The sequence below is a fragment of the Bergeriella denitrificans NBRC 102155 genome, from assembly GCF_001592185.1.
GTDB classification, from domain to species: domain Bacteria; phylum Pseudomonadota; class Gammaproteobacteria; order Burkholderiales; family Neisseriaceae; genus Neisseria; species Neisseria denitrificans.
In genome coordinates this window covers 1-2,361 of record NZ_BCWL01000269.1, presented here as the reverse complement: position 1 = coordinate 2,361, position 2,361 = coordinate 1, and the positions used below count along the sequence as shown (strand labels likewise).

At 57.2% G+C, this 2,361-nt stretch carries 2 protein-coding genes; both read right to left on the bottom strand.

The features are described 5' to 3' along the window. Positions 1 to 9 precede the first annotated feature (9 nt). Positions 10 to 522: a ribonuclease E activity regulator RraA gene (gene rraA, locus BDE01S_RS10080; RefSeq protein WP_066081099.1), complete on the bottom strand. Its 513-nt coding sequence runs from the start codon at positions 520 to 522 to the stop codon at positions 10 to 12. A 445-nt stretch (positions 523 to 967) separates the two neighbouring features. Next, complete coding sequence (locus tag BDE01S_RS10075) at positions 968 to 2,230, bottom strand: glutamate-5-semialdehyde dehydrogenase (protein WP_066081096.1); 1,263 nt, start codon at positions 2,228 to 2,230, stop codon at positions 968 to 970. Between the last annotated feature and the right edge of the window lie 131 nt (positions 2,231 to 2,361).

Genomic DNA, 2,361 nt, shown 5'->3' with positions numbered 1-2,361 from the left:
GGTTTCCCGTCAATATTGGCTGGCGGGTTTGATTTCTTCCAGATTCAGCGGCTGCTCGGTCACGAGAATGCCGTCTTCATCGCTATACAGATAATGGCCGGGCACGAAATCCACGCCGCCGAAGCTGACGGTCACATCGGTTTCGCCTTCGCAGGTTTTGGTGCTGACGCGCGGGTTGGTGCCGAGGGCTTTGGTGCCGAAGTGGGGCATGGCTTCCAGCGCGGCGCTGTCGCGCACGACGCCGTGGATGATGATGCCTGCCCAGCCGTTTTCCGAGCCGTAGCCGGCGATGATGTCGCCCATCAGGGCGCTGTGCAGCGAGCCGCCGCCGTCCACAACCAGGACTTCGCCTTGGGACGGGGTTTTGAATACTTGGCGGATCAGGCCGTTGTCGCGGTAGCAGCGCACGGTGCGGATTTTGCCGTGGAATTTTTTGCGGCCGAAGCTGCGGAATTGGATTTCGCAAGAAGGGGTATCGGGATAATTGTCGATAATGTCGGCGGTGGCGAATGTATGTGTCATGTGTTCTCCTTTGTTTTGTTTTCTTTCGGTATGGAGAATGATACACGTTTTTCGGGCGGTATTGCGGATATTGGGGGCAAAAGTAGCGGTTTGTTACGGCGATTATTTGAATTTAAATGATTTTTTGTGTGTTTTATTGTTGCTTTGTTAGATTGAGCTAAGGCTGCAAACCGCACTGTAGCGGCTATATATAACGTGCGTTGCTAGGTGTGGCAAGAAATTTCAATGGCGTAGGACGGGCATCCGTGCCCGTCGCTTTGCTGCAAGGCAAAGAAAATGGCTCATATAAAAGGCTTATCTCATTCTATAAATGAGCGACGGGCAGGGATGCCCGTCCTACAGTTGTGTTCAACGACTAGATGCATGCGGATAAAAAGCGGCGGACAAAAAAAGCCGTCTGAAAAAAGCAGGTTTTTCAGACGGCTTTTTTTGTCGGGAAACAGGCTTAACGGATTTGGCCGTTGCCCAATACCACCCATTTCTGCGAGGTCAGACCGTGCAGGCCGACGGGGCCGCGCACGTGGATTTTGTCGGTAGAGATGCCGATTTCCGCGCCCAGGCCGTATTCGAAGCCGTCGGCAAAGCGGGTGGAGGCGTTGACCATCACGCTGGCGCTGTCCACCGCGCGCAGGAAGATTTGTGCGTCGGTATAGGATTCGGTGATGATGGCGTCGGTGTGGTGGCTGCCGTAGGTGTTGATGTGGGTAACGGCTTCGGCCAGGCTGTCCACGATTTTGACGGCGAGTATCGGGCCGAGGTATTCGGTGCGCCAGTCTTCTTCCGTGGCCGTCTGAATATCGGGCAGGATGGCCAAAGTACGCGAGCAGCCGCGCAGTTCGACGGGCTTGGGCGCGCGGGCGTATTGTTCGGCCAGCAGCGGCAAGATTTCCTGTGCGCGCGCGGCGTGCACCAGCAGGGTTTCGATGGTGTTGCAGGTGCCGTCGCGCGAGGTTTTGGCGTTGTAGGCAGTGTTGACGGCTTTTTCGGTATCGGCGGCTTGGTCGATGTAGATGTGGCAGATGCCGTCAAGGTGTTTGATGACGGGCACGCGGGCTTCGGCGCTGATGCGGGCGACCAGCGATTTGCCGCCGCGCGGGATAATCACGTCGATTAAATCGGGGCTTTGCAACATGGCGCCGACGCTTTCGCGGTCGGTGTTTTCAATCAGGCGCACGGCATCGGCGGGGAGATTGTTTTCGACCAGCGCCTGGGTGATGAGTTTGGCGATGGCCATATTGCTGTGAAACGCTTCGCTGCCGCCGCGCAAAACGCAGGCGTTGCCGGATTTCAGGCACAGGGCGGCCGCGTCAACCGTCACATTCGGGCGCGATTCGTAGATGATGCCGATAACGCCCAGCGGTACGCGCATTTTGCCGATTTGCAGGCCGTTGGGGCGCAGGCGGAATTCGTCCATTTCGCCGACGGGATCGGGCAGGGCGGCGATTTGGCGCAAACCTTCGCACATGCCTTCGACGGTGTGTTCGGTCAGCTTCAGGCGGTCGAGCATGGCGGCATCCAAGCCTTTGGCCGCAGCTTGCGCCATATCTTGCGCGTTGGCCGCGAGAATGTCGGCCTGATGCTGCTTGATTAATTCGGCCATACGCAGCAGGGCGGCGTTTTTCTGCGCGGTGGCGGCGCTGCTCAAGGCATAGAAAGCCTGCTTGGCAGCGGCTGCGGCGGTACGGACGTAATCGTGAATGTTTTGCATGGCGTGTGCCCGATAAAAAAGATGATTTGCCGATGATAAGGCCGTAGGGGCGGGATTTCAAGGGGTATGGCCGGTTATAGTCGTTTCACTTTAGTTTGATACAGCGTGGCTACGCCTTGTCGTACTACCTG